The sequence below is a fragment of the Oceanicaulis sp. genome (assembly GCA_040112665.1).
GTDB lineage: Bacteria > Pseudomonadota > Alphaproteobacteria > Caulobacterales > Maricaulaceae > Oceanicaulis.
The window spans coordinates 1,913,366-1,936,500 of the sequence record CP157796.1; the positions used below are offsets into that span (position 1 = coordinate 1,913,366).

23 protein-coding genes are annotated in these 23,135 nt (G+C 68.7%); 16 read left to right on the forward strand and 7 right to left on the reverse strand.

Translation table 11 applies throughout. The annotated features are described in order from the left end of the window. Positions 1-42: 42 nt before the first annotated feature. The 4 genes from ppdK to ABL308_09235 all read left to right on the forward strand — a co-directional run bounded on the left by ppdK (position 43) and on the right by ABL308_09235 (position 5,746). On the forward strand, positions 43-2,709 hold the full coding sequence (gene ppdK / locus ABL308_09220) for a pyruvate, phosphate dikinase (GenBank protein XBQ15140.1): 2,667 nt from the start codon (positions 43-45) through the stop codon (positions 2,707-2,709). 229 nt (positions 2,710-2,938) lie between these two features. Then, complete coding sequence (locus tag ABL308_09225) at positions 2,939-3,694, forward strand: cell wall hydrolase (protein ID XBQ15141.1); 756 nt, start codon at positions 2,939-2,941, stop codon at positions 3,692-3,694. A gap of 6 nt (positions 3,695-3,700) precedes the next feature. Beyond that, positions 3,701-4,285 (forward strand): TetR/AcrR family transcriptional regulator, encoded by a 585-nt coding sequence (locus ABL308_09230; GenBank protein XBQ15142.1) that lies wholly within the window; start codon positions 3,701-3,703, stop codon positions 4,283-4,285. 48 nt (positions 4,286-4,333) lie between these two features. Beyond that, positions 4,334-5,746: a S41 family peptidase gene (locus tag ABL308_09235; GenBank protein ID XBQ15143.1), complete on the forward strand. Its 1,413-nt coding sequence runs from the start codon at positions 4,334-4,336 to the stop codon at positions 5,744-5,746. Here the strand turns inward: ABL308_09235 and nadC are convergent. The 5 genes from nadC to ABL308_09260 all read right to left on the reverse strand — a co-directional run bounded on the left by nadC (position 5,743) and on the right by ABL308_09260 (position 11,156). After that, complete coding sequence (gene nadC / locus ABL308_09240; protein XBQ15144.1) at positions 5,743-6,585, reverse strand: carboxylating nicotinate-nucleotide diphosphorylase; 843 nt, start codon at positions 6,583-6,585, stop codon at positions 5,743-5,745. The genes ABL308_09235 and nadC overlap by 4 nt on opposite strands. Next, positions 6,582-8,108 (reverse strand): L-aspartate oxidase, encoded by a 1,527-nt coding sequence (locus ABL308_09245; GenBank protein ID XBQ15145.1) that lies wholly within the window; start codon positions 8,106-8,108, stop codon positions 6,582-6,584. The genes nadC and ABL308_09245 overlap by 4 nt, the downstream gene beginning before the upstream one ends. A 169-nt stretch (positions 8,109-8,277) precedes the next feature. Then, positions 8,278-9,393, reverse strand: coding sequence for a quinolinate synthase NadA (gene nadA, locus ABL308_09250; GenBank protein XBQ15146.1), 1,116 nt, complete (start codon positions 9,391-9,393; stop codon positions 8,278-8,280). A 177-nt stretch (positions 9,394-9,570) separates the two neighbouring features. Then, entirely contained in the window at positions 9,571-10,566 is a 996-nt protein-coding gene (locus ABL308_09255; GenBank protein ID XBQ15147.1) for an NAD regulator, read from the reverse strand. A gap of 14 nt (positions 10,567-10,580) precedes the next feature. Next, a complete protein-coding gene (locus ABL308_09260) occupies positions 10,581-11,156 on the reverse strand; it encodes an HD family hydrolase (GenBank protein ID XBQ15148.1) in 576 nt (191 codons plus the stop codon). Positions 11,157-11,307: 151 nt separating this feature from the next. Here ABL308_09260 and ABL308_09265 point away from each other — a divergent pair, with 151 nt between their 5' ends. From ABL308_09265 to ABL308_09290, 6 genes are all read left to right on the forward strand, one after another. Next, positions 11,308-12,141, forward strand: coding sequence for a universal stress protein (locus ABL308_09265; protein XBQ15149.1), 834 nt, complete (start codon positions 11,308-11,310; stop codon positions 12,139-12,141). 26 nt (positions 12,142-12,167) lie between these two features. Next, positions 12,168-12,548, forward strand: a complete 381-nt coding sequence (locus tag ABL308_09270; GenBank protein XBQ15150.1) for a hypothetical protein — start codon at positions 12,168-12,170, stop codon at positions 12,546-12,548. Positions 12,549-12,611: 63 nt separating this feature from the next. Next, positions 12,612-13,676, forward strand: a complete 1,065-nt coding sequence (queA, locus tag ABL308_09275) for a tRNA preQ1(34) S-adenosylmethionine ribosyltransferase-isomerase QueA (protein XBQ15151.1) — start codon at positions 12,612-12,614, stop codon at positions 13,674-13,676. Between the two features lie 71 nt (positions 13,677-13,747). Next, a complete protein-coding gene (locus ABL308_09280; GenBank protein XBQ15152.1) occupies positions 13,748-13,972 on the forward strand; it encodes a DUF3126 family protein in 225 nt (74 codons plus the stop codon). Next, positions 13,972-14,766 (forward strand): ATP-binding cassette domain-containing protein, encoded by a 795-nt coding sequence (locus tag ABL308_09285; protein ID XBQ15153.1) that lies wholly within the window; start codon positions 13,972-13,974, stop codon positions 14,764-14,766. Before ABL308_09280 ends, ABL308_09285 begins: the two co-directional genes overlap by 1 nt. After that, positions 14,759-16,321, forward strand: a complete 1,563-nt coding sequence (locus tag ABL308_09290; protein XBQ15154.1) for an ABC transporter permease/substrate-binding protein — start codon at positions 14,759-14,761, stop codon at positions 16,319-16,321. Before ABL308_09285 ends, ABL308_09290 begins: the two co-directional genes overlap by 8 nt. On the opposite strand, the gene ABL308_09295 is transcribed toward ABL308_09290, so the two are convergent. Then, complete coding sequence (locus ABL308_09295; GenBank protein XBQ15155.1) at positions 16,312-17,190, reverse strand: hypothetical protein; 879 nt, start codon at positions 17,188-17,190, stop codon at positions 16,312-16,314. The two genes, ABL308_09290 and ABL308_09295, sit on opposite strands and share 10 nt — an antisense overlap. 141 nt (positions 17,191-17,331) lie before the next feature. On the opposite strand from ABL308_09295, the gene ABL308_09300 reads away from it, so the two are divergent. The 5 genes from ABL308_09300 to ABL308_09320 all read left to right on the forward strand — a co-directional run bounded on the left by ABL308_09300 (position 17,332) and on the right by ABL308_09320 (position 21,287). Next, the gene (locus tag ABL308_09300) at positions 17,332-17,928 is read left to right on the forward strand and encodes a PAS domain-containing protein (protein ID XBQ15156.1); all 597 of its coding nucleotides are present in this window, start codon (positions 17,332-17,334) and stop codon (positions 17,926-17,928) included. 73 nt (positions 17,929-18,001) lie between these two features. Further along, on the forward strand, positions 18,002-18,619 hold the full coding sequence (locus ABL308_09305) for a PilZ domain-containing protein (protein XBQ15157.1): 618 nt from the start codon (positions 18,002-18,004) through the stop codon (positions 18,617-18,619). Positions 18,620-18,768: 149 nt separating this feature from the next. Next, positions 18,769-19,293: a DUF4339 domain-containing protein gene (locus tag ABL308_09310; GenBank protein XBQ15158.1), complete on the forward strand. Its 525-nt coding sequence runs from the start codon at positions 18,769-18,771 to the stop codon at positions 19,291-19,293. 78 nt (positions 19,294-19,371) lie between these two features. After that, positions 19,372-19,827, forward strand: a complete 456-nt coding sequence (locus tag ABL308_09315) for a DUF4440 domain-containing protein (protein XBQ15159.1) — start codon at positions 19,372-19,374, stop codon at positions 19,825-19,827. 128 nt (positions 19,828-19,955) lie between these two features. Beyond that, positions 19,956-21,287: an outer membrane protein transport protein gene (locus tag ABL308_09320; protein ID XBQ15160.1), complete on the forward strand. Its 1,332-nt coding sequence runs from the start codon at positions 19,956-19,958 to the stop codon at positions 21,285-21,287. Between the two features lie 23 nt (positions 21,288-21,310). Here ABL308_09320 and ABL308_09325 read toward each other — a convergent pair whose 3' ends face one another. After that, positions 21,311-21,874: a gamma carbonic anhydrase family protein gene (locus tag ABL308_09325; GenBank protein ID XBQ15161.1), complete on the reverse strand. Its 564-nt coding sequence runs from the start codon at positions 21,872-21,874 to the stop codon at positions 21,311-21,313. 336 nt (positions 21,875-22,210) lie between these two features. On the opposite strand from ABL308_09325, the gene ABL308_09330 reads away from it, so the two are divergent. After that, complete coding sequence (locus ABL308_09330; GenBank protein ID XBQ15162.1) at positions 22,211-22,966, forward strand: PhoH family protein; 756 nt, start codon at positions 22,211-22,213, stop codon at positions 22,964-22,966. Positions 22,967-23,135: the final 169 nt, after the last annotated feature.

Here is a 23,135-nt window from a genome sequence, read left to right on the forward strand (position 1 = left end):
TCAGCGTATCAAGAGGCGGCGAAGACCAGGAGTGAGGCCGATATGGCGAAATGGGTGTATGCGTTCGGCGGCGGTTCGGCGGACGGCGAACGCGGCGACAAGAACCTTCTCGGCGGCAAGGGCGCGAACCTCGCCGAGATGGCGCGGCTGGGCCTGCCCGTCCCGCCGGGCTTCACGCTGACCACCGAAGTCTGCACCGCGTTCTACGACAACGACCGGAACTACCCCGAGGACCTGAACGATCAGGTCGAAGAGGCGCTGGCCAAGCTCGAGGCGGAAGTCGGCAAGAAATTCGGCGATCCGAAAAACCCGCTCCTGGTCTCGGTGCGCTCGGGCGCGCGCGCATCCATGCCCGGCATGATGGACACCGTCCTCAATCTGGGGCTCAACGACGAAACCGTCGAAGGGCTGGCCGAGCTGTCCGGCGACCGCCGCTTCGCGCTCGACAGCTATCGCCGCTTCATCACCATGTATTCCGACGTGGTGCTGGGCGTGGGCCACTCGAAGTTCGAGGAGATCCTCGAGACCTTCAAGGAGGAGCGCGGCTACGACCTCGACACCGAGGTGGCCGCCGAGGACTGGGAAGACCTCATCGAGAAATACAAGGCCGCGGTGAAGAAGGCGCTGGGCGAGCCCTTCCCGACCGATCCGCGCGACCAGCTCTGGGGCGCGATCAGCGCGGTCTTCGGCAGCTGGATGAACACCCGCGCCATCGCCTATCGCAAGATGTACGACATCCCCGCGAGCTGGGGCACGGCCGTGAACGTGCAGGCCATGGTGTTCGGAAACATGGGCGACACCTCGGCCACCGGCGTTGCGTTCACCCGCGACCCCTCCACCGGCGAGCGCGGCTATTACGGCGAGTTCCTGATCAACGCCCAGGGCGAGGACGTCGTGGCCGGCATCCGCACGCCGCAATGCCTGACCGAGAAGATGCGCGAGAAGATGGAGGATCATCTGCCCTCCATGGAGACCGCGCTGCCTGACGTGTTCGCCCAGCTGGTGGACGTGTTCGAAAAGCTCGAACGCCATTATCGCGACATGCAGGACATCGAGTTCACGGTCGAGCAGGGCCGTCTGTGGATGCTGCAGACCCGCAACGGCAAGCGCACCGCGCGCGCCGCGCTGAAGATCGCCGTCGACATGGTCGAGGAAGGCCTGATCAGCGAGGAAGAGGCGGTGCTGCGTGTCGAGCCCGGCGCGCTCGACCAGCTGCTGCACCCGATGATCGACGAGGACTATGAGCGCGACGTCATCGCCAAGGGTCTGCCCGCCAGCCCCGGCGCCGCGGTCGGCAAGGCGGTCTTTGATTCAGACGAGGCCGAAGAAATGAAGGCTAAGGGCGAGAAGGTCATTCTCGTCCGCGTCGAGACCAGCCCTGAAGACATTCACGGCATGCACGCCGCCGAAGCCATCGTCACAGCCCGCGGCGGGATGACCAGCCACGCCGCGGTCGTGGCGCGCGGCATGGGCCGTCCCTGCGTGTCCGGCGCCGGCGAGATCAAGATCGACGCGGCGAACAAGCGCTTCACCGCGCGCGGCCGGACGATCTCCCAGGGCGACATGATCACCGTGGACGGCGCGACCGGCGAGGTGCTGTTCGGCGAAGCCCCGATGATCAAGCCCGAAGTCACCGGCGATTTCGCCTCGCTCATGGTCTGGGCGGACAAGGCGCGGCGCATGAAGGTGCGCACCAACGCCGAAACCCCCGCCGACGTGCAGACGGCCAAGGATTTCGGCGCGGAAGGCATCGGGCTGTGCCGCACCGAGCATATGTTCTTCGACACCGACCGCATCGCGGCGGTGCGCGAGATGATCCTCGCCGAGGATCAGGACGGCCGGGTGAAGGCGCTGTCGAAAATCCTGCCCATGCAGCGCGAGGACTTCGCGGCGATCTTCCGCATCATGGAAGACCGGCCCTGCACGATCCGCCTGCTCGATCCGCCCCTGCACGAGTTTCTGCCGCACACCGAGGAAGACGTGAAGGCGGTCGCCGAGGCCACGGGCCTTCCCGCTGATCAGCTGCTGCAGCGGGCGCGGGATCTGAATGAAACCAACCCGATGCTGGGCCATCGCGGCTGCCGGCTGGGGATCACCTTCCCCGAGATCTACGAGATGCAGGCCCGGGCCATCTTCGAAGCCCAGGCGCTGGTGGAAAAGGAGACCGGCGTTCAGCCGGTCGCCGAGGTGATGATCCCGCTCGTCGCCGTCGCCAAGGAACTCGAGATCCTGAAAGTTCGCATCGAGGCGATCGCGAAGAAGGTCGAGGAAGAAACCGGCACCGCGCCGGTCTATCTGGTCGGCACGATGATCGAGCTGCCGCGCGCGGCGCTGCAGGCCGGCGCCATCGCCGAGCACGCCGAATTCTTCTCCTTCGGCACCAACGACCTCACCCAGACCGCTTTCGGCCTGTCGCGCGACGACGCGGGCAAGTTCCTGGGCGCGTATCTGGAAGCCGGAATCTTTGAAAAGGACCCGTTCGTCAGCCTCGATCAGGACGGGGTCGGCGACCTCATCAAGATCGGCGTCGAACGTGGCCGCGGCGCCCGGGAGGGCCTGAAACTGGGCATTTGCGGCGAGCACGGCGGCGATCCCGCCTCGATTCGTTTCTGCGAATCCGCAGGGCTCGATTATGTGTCCTGCTCGCCATACCGCGTGCCGATCGCGCGTTTGGCGGCGGCGCAGGCCGCGCTCGGCAAGTCGAGCTAAGCCTCGGAACGAAATAGCGGTTATTTGAGTTAGGTTGAATTAAGGCGGGTCCGCCTTAATTCCGTCCACGGCGGAGGTGTATTGACCCTCCGCTGGGGCTCGGCGTACCACACGCGACCCTTTGGTGCAGGCCTTGCAAAGGAATGCCGGAACGGCGTTCCCATTGACGCGGCCCCTCGAAAAGACCCCGATGACGGGGCTCGGGCGGCTGCTGGAGAGAGAAGGCGTCATGACCGCTGGATCGCTATTTCCGCGCCTGAAGCGCGTGTTCACCGTTGCGGGCGTCTGTGCGGCGTTCGTGCTGGTGGGCGGGGCTGCGACCCTCGCGCCCGAACGTGTGCGCGATCAGGACGAGGCGGCGACCTGGCGGACGCTGGCTGAAACCTATCTTGAAAAGGGCGACGCGCTGGACTGGAGCGCCGCTCCGGCCGCGCTGGAATTCGCCAGCTTCACCGTGGAATCAGACGAGGTCTACGGCGCGCGCATCACCGCACGCGCGCTCGACGATCTGCGCAGCTTCGACACCACGCATCTGGACGCCGCCCGCGCCGCCGCGCGCGAGCGCCGCTGCCTGGCCGAAGCGATCTATTACGAAGCCCGCTCCGAAGGCTTCGCCGGCCAGCTCGCCGTCGCCGAAGTCGTGCTCAACCGCGTGCGCCATCGCGCCTATCCCGACAGCGTGTGCGGCGTGGTCTATCAGGGCAGCGAGCGGGTGACCGGGTGCCAGTTCACCTTCACCTGCGACGGCTCGATGGAGCGCGTGCCCTACGGCCGCGGGTGGCGGCGCAGCCAGCTGGTCGCCGAGCACGCCCTGATGGGCTTCGCCCGGCCGATGACCCGCTCGGCCACGCACTACCACACCACAGCGGTCGATCCGGTCTGGAACGATTCCCTGGTGCGCACCCGCCGCATCGGCGCGCACGTCTTCTACCGCTTCCCCAACCGCTCCGAGCGCCAGCTGCTGATCCGCGAACGCGAGGCGTAAGGACCGGTGAGCGAGGAGGGCCTGCGCGAGCGCAAGAAGCGCGCGGTCCGCGAGCGGCTCTATGAGGCCGCGATCCAGCGCTTCGAAGCCGAGGGGTATGACGCGGTCAGCGTCGCCTCGATCTGCGCTGCGGCCGGCGTCGCCAAGGGCACCTTCTTCAATCACTTTCCCACCAAGGAGCATCTGCTCTTCAAGTGGTATGAACGCGCCACCGACGAGGGGGCGGCCCATACGCCCCCGCCAGGTCCGCTCGCGGACCGGCTGGTTTCAGCCTGTAAGGCTACGCTGTCGCCCGTGATCAGCCGGCCCGGGCTGTGGCGGGCCAAGCTGCGCCTGGCCGCCCTTCATCCCGAGCTGCGCGCCGCCGAGCACGCCGCGGACGCGCGCGCCCGCGCCGCGTTCGAGCGCCTGATCACCGAAGCCCAGGCGCGGGGAGAGGTCCGCGCCGGCGTCGATCCCGGCGAGGCGGCCGGGCTGTTTCTCGCCCAGCTGACCGGAACCGTCCGCGAATGGGTGAACGCCGAAGGCGCGTTCGACATCGCCGGGACCATCGACGCCCGCGCTCGCGCCTTCGCGGCTCTGCTTGCATGAGCGCATGACCTCCTATAAAGGTGACCGCGGTCATTTTTGGAGTTTATCATGCGTCTGAGATCCAGCCTCGCCGCACTCGCTCTGTCGGCCTGCGCCGCCGCGCCCGCCTCGGAGGCCCCCTGGGAGCAGGCGGGCGCGCTTCAGCCTCTGGTGCTGGGGAGCGGGGAGACGAACCCGGACTTTCGCGGCGTCTGGCGCTCGCGCGGCTATGGCTGGGTGGTCGAGATCGATGAGGCGGGCCTGACGCGCTATCAGGAGGGTGCGAGCGCCTGCTATCCCACGCCGGAAGCGACACGGCGGCTCTCCGCCATGGCCTCGGTCGAATACCGCTATGGCAGGGCCCTGCCGGGCGATGCGGCGATTTTCCAGCTGCTCGACGGCGACACAAACGTGGTCTTCGACCGGCTGGACGCTCTGCCTCAGGGCTGCGCCGCACCGGTCGACACCTCGCCCACCGCCGTGGCGGCGGCGTTTCTGGACGCGTTCGAAACCCATTACGCCTTCTTCGATCGCCGCCTCGCAGATCGCAAGGCGCGCGCCGAGCGCCTGCGCGCAAGCGTCCACGACGCCATGAGCGAGGCGGAGCTCTGGGACGCGCTCACCGCCTATATGGACGGTCTGTCCGACAGCCACACCAAGCTGATCGGCGCGGTGGACGGTCAGATGCGCCGCCAGCAGGACGGGCAGGGCGAAACCCTGCCGATGATCCGCGCCGGGATGGGAGAGCAGGCCTGGCTCGTCGGCCTGATCGATCAGACGCTGGAAAATCTGGGCGGGACCGGGGTTCACACGCTGAACGACCGGCTGGTCTGGGGCGTCATCGAGCCCGAGCCGGGCCGCCGGGTCGGTTATCTGCAGCTTTTCGTCATGGGCGGGTTTACCGACCGCACCGACTTCGCCAGCCCCGAATGGGCCGAGGCGGAGATGTCGGCGTTCAACGCGGCGCTCGATGAGGCGTTCGCCGCGTTTCAGGGCGCGGACGCGGTGATCGTGGACCTGTCCAATAATCGCGGCGGGTGGGACCGGGTGGCGAAGGCCCTGCCGGGCCGGTTCACCGATACGCCGGTCACCGGCTTCACCACCCAGACCCGCGGCTCGGGCCTGCCGCCTTTTCCCCACGCCGTGACGCCGGCCGGCGGGCCGCGCTTCACAGGCCCGGTTCGCCTTCTGACCAGCGACGTCACCGTCAGCGGTGGAGAACTCGCCACGCTCGCCTTCCGCCAGCTGCCGAACGTGACCCAGTACGGCGCAGCCACGCGCGGATCCTTCTCCACCCCGCTCGCCAAGCCGCTACCCAACGGCTGGCTTCTGGAGCTCTCCAACGAGGTGTTCGCAAGCCCGGACGGAGCGGTCTTCGAAGAGACAGGCGTTGCGCCGGACGTCCCGATCGAGGTCTATCCGGCCGATAATCCCGTCGGCGGGCACTGGCGGGCGGTGATGGCCGTGGCCGGCGCCCCCTAAACCGCGTCCAGCCCCAGATCGAAATTCGTCGCCGAATGAGTGAGGGCGCCGACGCTGATCACGTCCACGCCGGTTTCCGCGATCGCCCGGACGGTCTGAAGCGTCACCCCGCCCGAGGCCTCCAGCGTGACCCGCCCCTCGGCCTGACGCACCGCGTTGCGCAGATCGTCGAGGCTGAAATTGTCGAGCAGCACGCTTTCCGCGCCGGCCTCGATCGCATCGCCCAGCTGGTCGAGCCGGTCGACCTCCACCGCGACGCGGGTCATGTGCCCGGCATAGGCCTTCGCGCGGCGCACCGCTTCGCCGACCCCGCCGCAGACCGCGACATGGTTGTCCTTGATCAGGATCGCGTCATCCAGCCCGAAGCGGTGGCTGGCGCCGCCGCCCGCGCGCACCGCCTGAAGCTCGAGCGCGCGCAGGCCGGGGGTGGTCTTGCGGGTGTGCGCGATCACCGCGCCGGATCCGGCCACCGCGTCGGCGTAGGCGCGGGTGAGGGTGGCCACGCCCGAAAGCCGGCCCAGGAAATTGAGGACGGACCGCTCCGCCGTGAGGACGGCGCGGGCGTTGCCCGTGACCCGTCCGACGGGATCGCCCTTGCTCACCCGTTCGCCGTCTTCGGCCTTCCACTCGATCGACACCCCGCCGAGCTGGGCGCAGACCTCGTCGGCCGGCTGGCGCCCGCACAGAACGCCCTCAGCGCGGCTCATGATCATGAAGCTCGCCGTAGCGTCTGCAGGGATGGTCGCCAGAGACGTCAGATCGCCCCGCCCGCCCAGGTCTTCATCCAGCGCCAGGGCGACGATCTCGGCGACGATGCCGCGAGGGACGAGCGCGATCATTCCGCCATCCCCGCCGCCGCATAGCCCGGACCCGACGCCGCGCGCGCCGCAGCCAGCGTCAGCCGTGTCGAGACCGCGTCATCGCTCACCTGCGGGAAGTCGTTACGGAAATGCCCGCCGCGGCTTTCCTCGCGCAGCAGCGCGCCAGCGGCGACGAAGCGCGCGGCGATCAGCGCCGGCGCCGTGCCGTAGCGCGCTTCGAGCTGGTCGATCACCGAGATCAGACGCGACAGGCCCGCCGCGTCACGTTCGACGCCGGCCTCGGCGGCCATCACCTGGCGCAGGCGCTGCAGCGCGGGGCCGGGCAGGGCGGGCGGCGCGTCCGCCTTGCATGCGGTTACGGCGCGCCCGGCCTCGCGCAAGGCGCCCGCTGCGCGCCGTCCGAAAACCAGCCCGTCCAGAAGCGAATTCGAGGCGAGCCGGTTCGCGCCGTGAACGCCGGTGCAGGCGCATTCGCCGACCGCCCAGAGGCCCGGAACGCCGGTGCGGCCGTGAAGATCGGTCTCGATCCCGCCCATGTGGTAATGCGCGGCCGGCGCGACGGGGATCGGCGCTGTGCGCGGATCGATTCCGGCGCTCATGGCCGCTGCGAACACCGCCGGGAAGCGCTCGGGGAAGGCGTCGCCGACCGCTTTGGTCGCATCCAGAAACGCGCCCTTGCCCGATTTCGCCTGGCGATGCACGGCGCGGGCGACGACGTCGCGTGGAGCCAGCTCGGCGTCTGCGTGAACCGCCTTCATGAAGCGCTTGCCCGACCGGTCGATGAGGATCGCGCCTTCACCGCGCAGCGCCTCGGTGGCGAGCGGGGCGGGATCGCGGCCGATATCGATCGCTGTGGGGTGGAACTGGACGAATTCGGGATCGCGGATCACTGCGCCGAGCGCCGCGGCCATGGCCAGCGCCTGACCCTGGCTGGTCCAGGGCGTGGTGGTGACCGCGTAAAGCCCGCCGAGCGAGCCGGTGGCCAGAACGGTGTCCGACGCCTCGATCCGGTGCAGCGCACCGTCTGCGCCGTGCGCCAGAACGCCGGCGCAGCCGCCGTCCTTACCGGGAAGCAGCGCCTCGGCGCGCCAGCCTTCGCGGAGGTCGATATGACCGGCCTTGCGCACCGCCTCGATGAGTGCGGCGAGGATCCCTGCGCCGGCCTGATCGCCCTTCACGCGGGCCACGCGCGCCCGGCTGTGCGCCGCTTCGCGCGACAGCGCCCAGGCCTGGCCGTCCTTCTCGAACGGCGCGCCGAGCGCGAACAGGTCCTCGATCTCGCGCGGGCCCTGTTCGGCGAGCAGGCGCGCGGCGGCCTCGTCGACCAGGCCTGCGCCGGCGGCGATCGTGTCGGCGGCGTGCAGCGTGGGCGTATCGTCGTCAGCCAGCGCCGCCGCCACCCCGCCCTGCGCCCAGACCGTGGAGGACCCTTCGCCGAGCGGGCCGCCGGTCAAGAGGATCACCGGCCGCGGCGCAGCGTGCAGCGCGGTCCAGAGGCCTGCGATCCCGGCGCCGGCGATGAGGAGGGGGTCTGAGTTCAACGGCTGCTCCCTAATTCCCTCCCCCTCTGCGGGGAGGGTGGGCCGGCGCGCAGCGCCGGGTCGGGTGGGGGCGGCGCCGGGATCTGACGACCATCGCGCCGGCGGCCCCACCCCACCCGTCCGCTTCGCGGACACCCTCCCCGTGAAGGGGAGGGAAGGACGCTCGGCGCTAAACGCTCACATACGGCACGGCGACGGCGTCCCGGCCCGTATCGAAATGCGGCGGGGTCGCCGCCTTGGGCAGGTCGAGCATCGCCTGCAGGCTCGCGCGGGCCTTCTCGGCGATGACCGGATCGACCTCGACCGCGTGCTTCATGTCGCGCAGCGCTTCGTAGATGCCTTTCAGGCTGATGCGCTTCATGTGCGGGCAGAGATTGCACGGTTTGACGAACTGAACGGCCGGGTTCTCGACCGCGACATTGTCGCTCATCGAGCACTCGGTGATCAGGATCGCCTTTTTCGGCGCCTTGTCCTTCACATACCCGGCCATCGCGCCGGTCGAGCCGGCGAAATCGGCTTTCGCCATCACTTCGGGCGGGCATTCGGGGTGGGTCAGGATCACCGCGTCGGGGTGGGCGGCGCGCAGATCGTCGAGATCTTCGGGCGTGAACTGCTCGTGCACTTCGCACGAGCCCTTCCAGGTGAGGATCTTGATCGAGGTCTGGGCGGCGACGTTCTTGGCCAGATACTCGTCGGGGATCATGATGACGGTGTCCACGCCCCATTGCGCGGCGACGGCCTCGACGACCTGCACCGCGTTCGAGCTGGTGCAGCAGATGTCCGAATACGCCTTCACCTCGGCGGAGGTGTTTACATAGGTGACGATCGGAAGGTCGGGATAGGCCGCCTTGATGCGCTGCACGTCCGCGCCGGTGATGGAGCTCGCGAGCGAGCAGCCCGCCTCCATGTCGGGGATCAGGACGGTCTTGTTCGGCGAGAGGATCTTCGCGGTCTCGGCCATGAAGTGAACGCCGGCCTGAAGGATGACCTCTTCCTCGGCCTCGGCGGCGACCTGGGCGAGCTTCAGGGAATCCCCGGTGATGTCGCCCACGCAGTTGAAGATTTCCGGCGTCATGTAGTTGTGCGCCAGGATGGTCGCGCCGCGCTCTTGTTTCAGGCGGTTGATCGCGTCGATCAGCGGGGCGAATTGCGGCCACTCCATCGGCGTGACCACGTCCTTCACACGCTCATAAAGATGGTCGACGCGCGCCTTGACGCCTTCGTCATAGACCAGCGCCTCGGCGGCGGGCCAGTCGGTCTCGCGCGGGAAATTCATGCCGTCCATCGCGCTGTCCTCCCTGCGTGGGCCGGGGTTTTGCTCGATATGAGCATTACCCGGGCCCGAGAAACGGCGACCAGACCTGATCGCCGAGGGTTTTGCTCCGAGTGAGCCTAAGGTGGGGCCGGACTATACGCCTGGCAAGCGGGGGCGCAAGGGAAAATCCGGGCGGGGACCCGCGCGCTATTCCTTCACCCGCGGGATCGTCAGGCCCAGCGCGCCTGCGGCCTGGGTGCGGGCCGGCGTATGGCGATACAGCTCGGCGGGCCGGCCGCCGGTGCGGGACTCCATCCGGCCGGTGCCCTGCACGAAGCCGCCGCGGTCGAGCGCGCGGCGGAAATTCTGCTTGTGCAGGGTCAGGCCCGACACGCTTTCGGCCAGCTTCTGAAGGTGGGAGAGCGTGAATTCGGCCGGGGTCAGTTCGAACAGGATGGGCCGGTACTTGATCTTGCCGCGCAGCCGGGAGAGGGCGGTGGCGAGGATGCGGCGATGGTCGGACGCCATCGCCTCGCCGAGTTTCAGGCCCGCCTCGGCCTCGCCGCGGTCGCGGGCGGCTTCTTCCACGAGCCCGGCTTCGTAGAGAAGTTCGTACCGGTCGAGCGCCCGCTCCTCGTTCCATGCCGCGCCGTCCAGGCCGAAACAGGCGCGCACGCGCTCCATCCGCGCCGCGCGGCGGCCGGGGGCGGCGGCTTCGTCGGCCCAGGAGCGCAAGGCCGGCTCGATCGTGTCGGTGAGCAAAGCGGGCCGGCCGGCGCGATGGTCCTCCCACGGGAAATGCCGCGTCCAGGCCGACCAGTGCGCGGCTGCGCCTTTCAGCGGCTTCGCTTCAGGGGTCAGGCCAAGATAGCCCACCGAGATCACCCGCGCGCCCTCCGCTCCGGCGAGCGCGGCGACCGGCGCTTCCCGGCCGCGGTCGCCGAAGGTGTAGAGCTGTTCGACATAACCGAGCTCGAACCTGGTCTGGCCGCGCACCCATTCGCGCAGGCCGATCTCGAAGGTGCGGTGGGTTTCGGGATCGAACGGACCGAAGGGCAGGGCGGGCTGGCCGCCTTCGGGACCGTCTGTGACCAGCACGTGCAGCTCGCCGTCGCCGGCGGCGAAGATCACCGCGTTCAGGCCCACGACGACCCGGCCCAGCGTCACCGAAGCGTCGGAATACATCGCGCTCGAGGCGGGCATGTCGGCGGCTCCGGTCAGGTGCGCGCGGCGCGTTCGACGCGGCGCAGCAGGGTTTCGAACCGATCCAGGAACAGCGTCTGGGCGTCCTTGGCCGGCAGGGGCGTGATCTCGACCTTAAGCCCTTTCGGCGGGCGGCCGAAGAATTTGCGCGACTCCTCCACGCTGAAGCCCGCGATCTGGGTCGCTTCGAAGAAGGCGCAGATGCGGTCGGCGCGCTTGATGGTCTTCTTCACCTCGGCGGGCAGCTCGGGCGGCAGGCCGTAGCGCATGTGGATCGCACCTTCGAGCCGCGCCTCGAACGCCTTGTAGTCGTAGCCCAACGCCGCCTTGAACGGGGAGATCATGTCCCCGATCACGTATTCGGGCGCGTCGTGCAGCAAGGCTGCGAGCCGCCATTTCGCCGGCCAGTCGGGTTCGAGTTCGGCGCACAGCGCTTCGACGATCACCGAGTGCTCGGCCACCGAGAACGCGTGATCGCCCATGGTCTGACCGTTCCAGCGCGCCACCCGGGCGAGGCCCTGGGCGATGTCGTCGATCTCCACGTCGAATGGGGAGGGGTCGAGCAGGTCGAGCCTGCGGCCAGACAGCATGCGCTGCCAGGCCCTCGGTTTTTTCGGTTGCGAGGAAGGGCGCGCCACTTTGTCCCGCCATGTTCAGCTTCCCTCCCGTCCTAGCGTGAAAGCCGGTAAGTTCAAGACGATCCCGCGCGCTGAAAACGCGGGACCTGACAGGGAGACCGAGATGAACCGCGAACGAATCCTCGTCGCGCTTCAGGGCGCTGAGGCCGACGACGCGCCGCTTCAGGCCGCCAAGGCGCTGGCGAACGTCTACGGCGCGGACGTGCGCGGGCTGTTCGTCGAGCCCGACCCCGCCGCCTACATGCTCTGGACCGGGCCGGGCGCCGCCGGCGCGTCGGTGGTGAGCTCGGCGATCGACGCGGTGCGCGAGGAGGCCGACAAGGCCTGCGCGGAGGCCAAGCAGCGCTTCAAATCGGCGATGGACGGCCCGCTTTCGCCAGGCGCGAGCTTCCGGCGGATCTGCGACAGCCCCTCGGACGCCGCCCAGCAGGCGCGTCTGGTCCGGCTGCTCGTGACCTGCCCCGAAGCCGCCGCGGGCAAGGGATCGCTGGCGGACTTCACCGCGGCGTGCCTGGTCGACGAATCCTGCCCGATCTTCGTGCCGCGCAAGGGCGCGCTGCCGCCGAAGAAGATCGCCGTGGCGTGGGACGGCTCGAAGGAAGCCGCTCGCGCCGCCTTCGCCGCCGAGCCATTTTTCGAGCCGGGCGTCGAGGTCTCCATCCTGCACAGCCCGCGCAATCTCGATTACGCCGACCGTGCGGCGGCCGCGCCGAACCGGCTGGCGAACTGGCTGCTCGCGCGCGGGATCGAAGCGGCGGCGACCGAAGTTTCAGGGTCCGGCCCGCTGGGCGAGGCGATCCTGAAGGCTGCGGACGGCGCCGACCTCGTCGTCGCGGGCGCTTACGGACAATCGCGCATCGCCCAGTTCATCTTCGGCGGGGTGACCCGGACGCTGCTGACCGCCACGGACGGCCCGTCCTTGCTCATCGCGCACTGATCTCATTGTCTAAAAGGGAGTTTCACATGGCTCTGACCCGTCTCACCCTTCGCCTCGGCCGCAACCCCGACGCCGGAATTCCCGACGGCGACGACGAGCGCGGCTATGTCATCACCGCGCCGCTGGACCGCGAGGGCAAGCTCGATCCCGAGGTTTGGAAAAAGCACAAGAAGGCCTGCACCGTGATCCGCTTCTCGCCTGACGAGGACGAGCGGGCCGACGGCTGGCTGACCCATCGCGGGTCGAACTGGTTCTTTCATTACGACGAAGAGCACGAGGGCCCGGACGAGCCGGTCTACAAGCTCGGCGATCACACGCTGCGGCTCGGCGATTACGTGACGATCCACGAAGCCGACGGCGACGATCTCGTCCACAAGATCACCGATGCGCAGGACGTGCACGCCTGAGGCGGAACGACGCCCCGCGCGTTCAGGCTTGAGCGCGCGGGGCGGTCCGGCTAAGGCCGGGCCATGAAGCTCAGCGATTTCGATTTCGACCTGCCTGAAGAACTGATCGCCCTGAGGCCCGCCCGGCCGCGCGATTCTGCGCGCCTGCTGCATGTGAACGGCGTGCGCATCGAGGACCGGGGCGTTCTGGATCTGCCTGATCTGCTGCAGCCCGGCGACCTCATGGTGTTCAACGACACCCGCGTGATCCCCGCCGCCCTGAAAGGCGTCCGGCCGCCGCGCGAGCACGGCGGGGGCGGGGCGGTCGAGGTGGAGATCAATCTTCACAAGCGAGACTCCGAAGCGGTCTGGCGCGCCTTCGCCCGCCCGGCCAAGCGCCTGAAAGAAGGCGACCGGCTCTATTTCGACGGCGGGCTGAGCGCAGAGGTCGGCGAGAAGCGCGAGGGCGGCGAGATCGTGCTGCGCTTCGACCGCTCCGGCGTGGAGCTCGATGCGGCCATCGTGGCCGCGGGCGCGCCGCCGCTACCCCCGTATATCGCCTCAAAGCGCGCCTTCGACGCGGCCGACCGCGAGGACTACCAGACGATCTACGCCGACCCGGAGAAATCGGGCTCCGTCGCCGCGCCGACCGCCGGGCTTCACTTCACCGAGCGGCTGTTCGACGCCCTTGAGGCGCGCGGGGTGAAGAAGACCCATGTCACGCTTCATGTCGGCGCGGGCACCTTCCTGCCGGTGAAGACCGAAAACGTCGCCGACCACCAGATGCACGCCGAGTGGTACGAGGTGAGCGCCGAGGCCGCCGCGCTGATCAACGCCACACGCGCCGCGGGCGGGCGGATCGTGTCTGTGGGCACGACCTCTCTGAGGACGCTTGAAAGCGCCGCCGAGCCTGACGGGACGGTGCGGGCGGAGAGCCGGGAGACCGACATCTTCATCACGCCGGGCTATCGGTTCCGCGCCGTCGACGCGCTGATGACCAATTTCCACCTGCCCAAATCGACGCTGTTCATGCTGGTCTGCGCGCTGGCGGGGTTCGAGGAGATGCACGCCGCCTACGCCCATGCGGTGGCCGAGCGCTACCGCTTCTTCTCCTACGGGGACTCCAGCCTGCTCTGGGCCAAGCGGTGACGCGGTTGCGCGACGCGTCCTGATCGCTAGGCTCGGCGCGATTCCATATCTCCAGCATGAAAGGGATGCGCGTGGCCGCACCTGTGTTCACTCGCGACGAAGCCGGCAAGGTCGAAGCCTTCCTGCGCGGTAAGCTCAACCCCGAACTGAGGGTGCAGCTGCGCCAGCGCGCCGACGAGTGCGCGGAAATCTATATCGGCGCCGAATGCCTCGGCGTGGTCTCGAAAAACGTCGAGGAGGGCGAGACCTCCTATTCGTTCGAGATCACCATTCTCGACATCGACCTCGAGGGCTGATGGCGGCGGCGCCGCTGCTCCGGGTCGAGGCGCTCGCCAAGACGTTTCCGGGCGGCGCCGAGGCGGTGCGCGGGGTGAGCTTCGAGGCCGCCGCAGGCGAACTCGTCGCCCTGGTCGGCGAATCGGGCTGCGGCAAGACCACCACGCTGAAATGCATCAACCGCCTGCTCGAACCCAGCGCCGGCCGGATCGAGATCGGCGGACAGGACGTCTGCAGTCTCGATCCGGTCGCGCTCAGGCGCACGATCGGCTGGGTGATGCAGGGCGACGGCCTGTTTCCCCATCTGAGCGTGGCGAAGAACATCGCGGTCGTCCCTGAGCTTCTGGGCTGGGAGAATGACCGCATCGACGCCCGCGTGCGCGAGATGCTCGACCTCGTCCGGCTCGATCCGGACGCCTACGCTCACCGCAAGCCGGACCAGCTTTCCGGCGGCCAGCGCCAGCGGGTCGGGCTCGCCCGTGCGCTCGCGGGCGGCGCCCATCTCATGCTCATGGACGAGCCGTTCGGCGCGCTCGACCCGCTGACCCGCGACGGGCTGCGCACCGACGTGCGGGACCTTCAGTCCGAACTCGGCTTCGCAGCCGTCATGGTCACCCACGGCATGGCCGAAGCGCTGCTCACCGCGGACCGTATCGCGGTGATGCATGACGGCGAGGTTCTGCAATACGACACGCCTGAAGCGCTGCTGCAGTCGCCCGCCGACGAGCGGGTCGCGCGCATGCTGCAGGCGCCGCTGCGCGAGGCTGAAAAGGTCGATGCGCTGAAACAGGCCGCGCGAGGCGGGCATGCTTGAAGACCTGCCCGACCTGATCGAACGCCTGCCCGCCTTTCTGGGCGGGCATATCCGGCTCTCGCTCGCGGCGATCCTCACCGCGCTGGCGATCTCTGTGCCGCTGGGCGTGTTCGCCGCACGCCGGCCTGCGGTCGCGGGGCCGGCGCTGGGTGCGGCGAGCGTACTCCAGACCATTCCAGGCCTGGCGCTTCTGGCGCTGATGGTGCCGCTTCTGGGCGGGATGATCGGGTTTCTTCCCGCCTATCTGGCGCTGATGCTGTACGGCGTTCTGCCGATGCTGCGAAACACGATTGTCGGGCTTCAGGGCGTCGACCCGGTGGTGCGCGAAGCCGCGCGCGGGATCGGGATGAGCGAAACCCAGAGCCTGTTCCGCGTCGAGCTGCCGCTGGCCGCGCCCACCATCATCGCCGGGGTGAGGACCGCCAGCGTCTGGGTGATCGGCGCGGCGACGCTCGCAACCCCGGTGGGGGCGACGAGTCTCGGCAACTACATCTTCTCGGGGCTTCAGACCCGGACTTGGGCGGCGGTGGTGTTCGGCTGCATCTGCTCGGCCGGGCTCGCCGTCCTGCTCGACCAGCTGATCCGTGCGATGGAGGCCGGCGCGCGGTCGGGCCGGGCGAGAGGCGCGATCGCGGCCGGGCTCGCCATGGTGATCGTCCCGGCCGCCGCGATCCTCGGCGCGGAGTACGCCAGCTCGGGTCGCGGCTTCGAGGCCGAGCGCGGGCTGCAGGGATCGGGCTTCGGCGAGCGGCCCGTGATCGTCGGCGCCAAAAGCTTCACTGAACAATACGTGCTCGCCGAGCTGATCGAGGACCGGCTGCAGGCGGCCGGCGCGACGGTTCGCAGGCGCGACAATCTGGGTTCGACGGTGGCGTTCGACGCACTGGTGTCCGGCGAGATCGACGTCTACGTGGATTACACCGGCACGCTCTGGTCCAACGCGATGGGCGAGGACGCCCCGATCGGGCGGCACCGGATGAACGCGGCGGTCACCGCCTGGCTCTACGAGACCCACGGGATCGTCAGCCTGGGGCGGCTCGGCTTTGAAAACGCTTATGCTTTTGCAGTCGCTCGCCCGCTGGCCGAGGCTGAAGGGCTCGAAACGATCGGCGACCTCACCGGAGTCGAGAACCTGTCGATCGGCGCGGACCCTGAATTCTTCTCCCGTCCCGAATGGGATCGGGTGAGAGCGCTCTACGGCGTGGAGGGGGCGGAGGAGCGGGGCATGGATTCCACCTTCATGTATTCCGCCGCGCGCGACGGTCAGGTGGACGCGGTCACCGCCTACACCACCGACGGGCGGATCCTCGCCTACGACCTGGTGCTGCTCGACGACCCTCAGGGCGCGCTGCCGCCCTATGACGCGGTGATCCTGCTCTCTGCGGACGCCGCTGAGCGCCCCGCGATCGCCGAGGCGCTGGCGCCCTTGATCGGCCAGATCGACGCCGCGCTGATGCGCGCTGCGAACGCCGTGGTCGAGGTTGACCGCGAGCCGGTCGGCGCCGCGGCGGATTTCCTCGGTTCAGCGCTCGCAGACGAAGACGATCAGCGGTAGCCGCCCACCCCGCCGTCGAGCATCAGCGTCATGGAGCTGACCTCGCTGCGTTCGGTGCGCCGCTCATAGCTCTCCATGTAACGCTCTTCATAGCGCAGATAGATGAGCTTCACGCCCGGCCCGTGAAGGCGGAGCAGAGAGCGCTCATTGCAGTTCCGGCGCGCCTCCTCGGTGGCGCAATAGAGCCTGCCGCCCGCTCCGTGGCGCAGCGCCTCGCCCTTTTCGCAGCTGATCACCTCGCCGCCGTCGAACGCGTCCCGGCCGTCCTCGCGCCAGCCCAGCGTCGCCTGAAGCGCGGTGCCGGACATGCAGCGGAAGATCTCGCCGTCATAGTCGGGGTGGACGCGTTCGTCCGGGTCAGGGCGCGACGCCGGATGCGGCGTACCGCTGTCGTCCACGCAGACCGCGCGGACGACGCGCCACTCCTCGATCAGGCGCGTGCGCTCTTCCTCGACGATCTCGACCGCAGAGCCTGCGAGCCGCAAGCCCGTCAGCGCGGTCGCCGCCGGCGCGTAGCCGCCCCCGACATAACCGCCGCCCGAATAGATGAAGGTCTGCGCGCCCGCGCCGGCCCGAGATCCGGCGGTCGCGGTCGCCACAGCGTTCGCTGACGCGGAGACGTTCACGTTCACACTCGAATTCACGTTCACGCCGACATTGATGTTCGGCCCGCCCACATGAATGGACGGCCCGCCGATATGCACGCTGGGCGGATGGATCACCGGTCCGCCGGGATGCCCGCAGCACGGATTGTGCGAGGGCGGCGGCGGGGAGGGCGGGGTCGGCGCGTGCTGCGCAGACGCCGCGGCCGCCATCATCGAGCCGGCGACGGCGGCGATCACGGCGGCGTATCGGGATGAAACGCGCATGGCGGTCTCCAAAGCTGTCTCGCACCGCCCCATGCAAGCGAAGGGCCGGTTCGCACCGCCGCCCGCTTTTTCAGTGTCAGGCCGGAGTTTCGCCGGTTCTGGCAAGCCGCTTGCAACCGAGCGCTCCTCGAAGGGGCCGGCGTGCCGCGACGCGCCGGACGAGGAGAGGACGACACCGCTTTGAAACATCCCAACACCCGCACGCTGCAGGCTTACTGGGACGCGCGCCGCCGCGGCGAGCCCGCCCCGGCGCGCGCCGACATCGCCCCGCAGGATCTGGGCGGGCTTTTATCCAACCTGTTCCTGCTTCGCCGCATGGATCGGGATCATCACGTCTTCCGTATCGCGGGCACGGGGCTGTGCGCGCTGCACAAGCGCGAGTTCCGCGATCAGAACTTCCTGTCGCTCTGGGCCGGTCACGACCGGGTCCACATGACCGCGCTTCTGGAAGGCGCGCTGGCCGCGCCCGGCCCGGCGCGCGCCATGGTGGACGCGGTCGCGCTGGACGGACGGTCCTGCCAGGTGGAGCTGAGCCTGTTTCCACTGCGCGGGCCTGAAGGCTGGCTCGACCGGGCGCTGGGGCTCTACCAGCCGATCGACGCGGCTGCGCTCAGGGGCCGTCCCGTGATGCGCCACCGGCTGAACCAGATCTTCCCCGCCGGCGCGCCCGCGCCCAGCGTCAGCCTGTTCGGCCGCACCGAAGCCGGAGCGCGGACGCTGGCGGCGAACGACGTCTGAGCCGTCGCGAGAAGCGATTTCTTAAGCCTGCGCGCCTAGCCTGCCCGCTCCTTCGGGTTTGAAAAAGCGCGCGATGAACAGCCTTTCGGACTTCAGGGCCCGGCTCGACCGGCGCAAGATCAAGATCGCCGCGCGCGGCGCGCAGGAGCGCCGCCGGCATCGGCGCGTGCATCTGTCCCTGCCCGGCCGTGGGCTGGCCGCGAGCACCGGCGAGTTCGGCTGCACCCTGATCGACGTCTCCCCCGGCGGCGCGCGCATCCACACCAGGACCCCGCCCAGGCGCGGCGAGCGCGTCGTCCTCCTGTTCGACGGGCTCGGGCGGCTCGAAGGCGAAGTCGTCCGCGCCGGACAGACCGGCTTTGCGGTGCGGCTGACCGGTTCGCAGCGCAAGCGCGACCGGCTCGCCGACGCCATCACCTGGCGTTTCAACATGGAACGTCTCGGTCTGACCGAAGACCGGCATGCGCCGAGAAAGCCGGGCCGGGGCCGGGCGAAGATCCGCCTGCGCGACGGCGTGGTGATCCAGGCCGACGTCATCGACGTCTCCATCACCGGCGCCGCTTTCGCCTGCCTGGAACGGCCGCGGATCGGCGAGCCGGTGCGCGTGGGCGACATGTCCGGCCGCGTGGCGCGCTGGCTTGAGAACGGCTTCGCGGTCTCCTTCGACCCTCCGAATGAACGCACCGCCTGATCGCGCGTTAACCAGAGCGGAGCGGCGCGGGGCGCAGGTCCGGGGGGTGTATTCCACCCTCGCGCGCCCATATTCCGCTTGGACGGCCCGATTCTTGCCTCACAGGCGTGAGAGCTTCGGGATCAGCGAGCCGAGGCTGGGAGACGATCATGCCGCGCGATGACGGAATCACCATGTCCTGGTTTGTGAAAGTCGAAGGCCGTGTCTACGGCCCGTATACCGGCGCGCAGATGCGCGCCTTCGTCGGAGAAGGGCGCATCGCGCCACATTCGTCGGTGTCAGAACACCGCGATCAGGGATTCCGGCCCGCCTCCGAGATCAGCCAGCTGAAATCCTGGCTCGATGAAAACCGGCGCGCCCCCGGCGAACGTCGCCCTGCGCCGTCCGACGCGCGTACGGCGAACTTCCTCGTCGTGGCCGATCTCCACGCCGACAGCCGCGGGGCGTTCGATGCCGCGCTGCACGAGTTCGGCGAGGTCGAGCAGATCACCGCAGGCGTGTTCATCCTGCGCTGCGCAGCCAGCGCGGCCCATCTCAGGAACGAGCTGAGCCATCTTCTGGCGCGTGACGACAAGCTGCTCGTCGTGGACGCCTCGCGCGACCGCTCGGCCTGGTTTAATCTGGGCCGCGACGCCGACCAGCGCATTCGCGAGCTGTGGGGGCGGCGCGACTAGGCGCAAAGCCGCGCTCACGCACTCGTCATCCGGCGAACGGCCGGAATGCGCTTTACTGGCGGTCTGAAGGAGATCGCCATGTTCACAGCCGCATTGCTCGCGCTTGCCGCCGCCGCCCAACCCTCAGAACGCGCCGCCGACGAGGCTGCGCTCGTTCATATCAAGACGATCGTCTGGCCGGCCTTCTACGCCGAGCAGGACGTCGCCGGGCTCGACGGCTTTCTCGCGCCCGGCTTCGTGACCTTCGCTCCGGACGGCGCGGCCACGACGCGCGCCGACGCGCTCGCCTCGGTCACCGCCGCACCCTGGACCCCGACCGATTTCACCTACACCGTGGAGAGGCTCGACTGGCACGGCCCCGATCTCGTCGAGGTCTCCGGTTTCGGCCGCAGCCTGCGCGAGACCGCCGAGGGCGAGCCGTGCCGGCACAGCTATTTCTCGTCCAACCGCCTGGTGCGCGCTCCTGAGGCTGTTCACGGCTGGCGCGCGCTCTCAAGCCATGTGTCCGGCGTAGGCTGCGAACCGGCGGGCTAGCGCCCGCGCACTGCGATTCGCCTGCAGACTAAAGACATTACACGGGAACCCGCGTGTTAGCCGCGCGGTTCGAGGAACACTTCGTCCTCGAACCATCGAGCCGCACGTAACGATAAAAAGGGTTCCCCATGTCCGCTCCCCGACATCTCGCCGCCCGCGCCGGCTTCGCCGCCGCGCTGTGCCTGACCGCCGCTGCACCGGCGCTCGCAGACGGCTTCAAGCTGTCTGAAAACTCCCCGCGCGATTTCGGCATGGCCGGTTCGGGCTACGCCGCGCTGGCCGCCGATCCCTCGACGATCTGGTCCAATCCGGCCGGCCTCGCCCGGCTCGAGGACTGGCAGGTCACCGCCGGCGCCTACTACGTGCACGGGCGCGGCGAGTTCGAGGACGCCGGGTCTGTCGACGCTCTGGGCCGGCCGATCCCGGGCACCCAGGACGAGGACCTGTTTGAAGACAAGGTCGTTCCGAACCTCTATCTCGCCGCACCGGTCGGCGACCGGATGACGCTGGGCCTCGGGGTGAACGTACCCTTCGGCCTTGCGACGGATTACGAGCCGAGCTCGATCACGCGCTTTCAGTCGGTGAAATCCTCGCTCCAGGTGATCGACATCAATCCCAGCGTGGGATTCGCGCTCACCGATCAGCTCTCCTTCGGTCTGGGCGTGTCCGCGCAATACGCCGACGCGAAGTTGTCGAACGCCATCGACTTCACCGCCGTGTGCCTAAGCCAGGCGCCGGCGGCGAGCTGCCAGGCGGCGGGGCTCTTCCCGGCCCGGTCGGAAGGCTATGTGAAGGTCGAGGGCGACGACTGGTCCTACGGCTGGAACGCCGGGATGCTGTTCGAGCCCGAGCCGGGCACGCGGGTGGGGATCTCCTACCGCTCCGAAGTCAGCCACGAGCTCGAGGGCGATGCGAATTTCGAACCGCCCGCGGGCGCTGCGATCTTTTCGCCCGCCTTCACCGACACCCAAGGCGCCGCCCCGCTCGACCTGCCCGCCGAGGCCGCCGTCAGCCTGCGCCACGAGGTGAGCGGGACGTTTGCGTGGAACGCCACGGTGCGGGTGAGCTTCTGGGATCTCGACGCGCTGGTCGTCGACTACGCCAACCCCGCCCAGCCCGACAGCGTCGAGCCGCTGGGCTATCACAACACCACCCGCGTCGCGCTGGGCGGTGAATGGGCGCCGCAACCCGACTGGGTGTTCCGCGCCGGGATCGCCTATGACGAAAGCCCGACGCCCGAAGACGAGCGCTCCCCGCGCGTGCCCGACTCAGATCGCGTGATCGCCGCGCTGGGCGCGAGCTGGACGCCGATGGACTCCTGGACGGTCGATCTGGGCTATCAGCACCTGTTCTTCGACGACGCCGAGATCGACCGCATCGGATCGAGCGGCGACCGCCTGGTCGGCGAGTTCGACAATGTCGCCGACATTTTCGGCGTCGGGATCACCTGGCGGCGCTAGGGTTCGGGCTGCTCGGCCGGGCGCTACGCCCGGTCGAGCAGGCCTGATTTGCGGCCCCCGCCCTGAGCGGGTCTGAGGTCGGTGGCGTAGCGCCGGGCGTTCTCGACATAATGGTCGGCGCTGGCCTTGAGCATTTCGTCGACGCCGTCTGCGATCTGTTTGACCACCTTGCCGGGCGAGCCCATCACCACCGAGCCGTCGGGAATTTCCTTGCCTTCGGTGATCAGCGCATGCGCGCCGATGATGCAGTGCTTGCCGATTTTCGCGCCGTTCAGGACCGTCGCCCCGATGCCGATCAGCGAGTAATCGCCCACCGTACAGCCGTGCAGCATGGCGTTGTGACCCACCGTCACGCCTTTACCCAGCACGAGCGGAAAGCCCATGTCGGTGTGCATGACCGTGCCGTCCTGAACATTGGAATCCTCGCCGATCGTGATGAGCTCGTTATCGCCGCGAATCGTCGCGCCGAACCAGACTGAAGCGTTCTTCTCGAGCTTCACCTTTCCGATCACCGCCGCGCTCGGCGCCACCCAGGCGCCTTCGGGGTGCAGTTCCGGCTCGTCGTCGTTCAGGGCATAAAGGGTCATAATTTCAGGGCCTTTCCTGGCGTGTGCCTCGCGAGTGTGGCGCCCGCGCTTCAGTTTCGTGACCGAGTGGCGAAGGCGGGACTCAGAATTCGTTCACCGTCTTAGAATGACACTGCGGGAGCGATTCGGGATCAAGGGTCCCTTACCGCATCCGCCGCGCCGAAAGCGCGTATAGAGCGAACGGAGAGGACGGCATGCCGCCTGCTGCGCCGCCAAGCCCCGGACTGGTTCCGCCGCCCCCGGCGCCGGAATCCCCGGACTCCCGCCTGTTCGACTCTGTCCCGACCCCTCCGCTGCCGCGCGAGGGGTTTTTTCTTGTCTTGTGGAGGGCCTGACATGGGCAAGCGAGCCGCCAAACGCCGCCAAGCCGGATCGTTCAACGCCGAAGCCTACGAGGAGGAGAAGGTCCGGGCGCTGTTCCCGGGCACGAACTGGACCCCCGACGACAAGGAGCCGATGCGCGACCAGAGCTACGTGAAGAACGTCAAGCCGCGCTCGAAGAACCAGGCCGTCCTGATGGAGGCCATCGACACCCATAATCTCGTTATGGCGCTGGGGCCTGCGGGCACCGGCAAGACCTATCTCGCCGTCGCGAAGGGCGTGGAAGCGCTCGAAGCGGGGCAGGTGGGCCGGATCGTGCTCTCCCGCCCGGCGGTCGAGGCCGGCGAATCGATCGGCTTCCTGCCCGGCGCCATGGAAGAAAAGCTCGCCCCCTATCTGCGCCCGCTCTACGATGCGCTGTCTGACCGGCTGAGCCCCAAGCGCCTGAAGGCGCTGATGGCCGAAGGCCTCATCGAGATCGCGCCGATCGGCTACATGCGCGGCCGGACGCTGAACAACGCCTTCGTGGTGGTCGACGAGGCGCAGAACTGCACCTACGCCCAGCTGAAGATGCTGCTGACCCGGCTTGGCTGGAACTCCACCATGGTGGTCACCGGCGACCCCGCCCAGACCGACCTTCTGCCCGAGCTGTCGGGCCTGAAGACGATCGCGGAGAAGCTCGAAGCGGTCGACGATATCGGCGTGGTGCGCCTGCAGTCCGAAGACATCGTCCGCCACCCGCTGGTGGCGAGCATGCTCGGCGTGCTCTGACGGGGAGGGGAGCTTCAGCTGACTGTCTTCCCTCCCCTCGACGGGGAGGGTGTCCGCGAAGCGGACGGGTGGGGTGAGGATCGTTAAGCGCCAGCGTCTTCAGACGTTGGCGCTCCCCCACCCGACCCGGACCTGCGGTCCGGCCCACCCTCCCCACAGAGGGGGAGGG